The sequence below is a fragment of the Pseudomonas sp. 22515 genome (assembly GCF_052044625.1).
GTDB classification, from domain to species: Bacteria; Pseudomonadota; Gammaproteobacteria; order Pseudomonadales; family Pseudomonadaceae; genus Aquipseudomonas; species Aquipseudomonas alloputida.
Window position 1 is genome coordinate 1 of record NZ_JBQENN010000081.1, and the last position, 432, is coordinate 432.

Annotated in this window: 1 protein-coding gene; it reads right to left on the reverse strand. The window is 58.8% G+C overall.

Annotated elements, in window-relative coordinates:
- Positions 1-84 precede the first annotated feature (84 nt).
- Positions 85-432: isochorismatase family protein (locus ACTJJN_RS27035; RefSeq protein WP_440781802.1), on the reverse strand; the 348-nt coding region annotated here is incomplete at its 5' end.

The following is a 432-nucleotide window of genomic DNA, read 5'->3' on the forward strand; positions in this document are numbered from 1 at the left end:
CCCGCGAAGAGGCCGGTACAGCAAACAAAAAAGGCCGGCTCCCTATAGAGAGAGCCGGCCTTTGTGCGCGTTGCTGATAGTTGATTACTTACCCGCAGTCAGCGCGTTATAGCTGGTCATCAGGTTGCGATAATCCGGAATGTGGTTGGAGCAAAGTGCAGCCAGCCCTTCGACATCGTTGCGCCAGTCGCGGTGCAGCTCGCAGGCCACGCCGAACCAGGTCATCAGTTGGGCACCCGCCTGGCTCATGCGGTCATGCGCGGCATCACGGGTCATCTCATTGAAGGTGCCGGAAGCATCGGTCACCACGAACACCTCAAATTCTTCCTCCAAGGCCGACAGCGCCGGGAACGCCACGCAAACCTCGGTCACAACACCTGCAATGATCAGCTGCTTCTTGCCGGTCGCCTTCACCGCCTTGACGAAATCCTC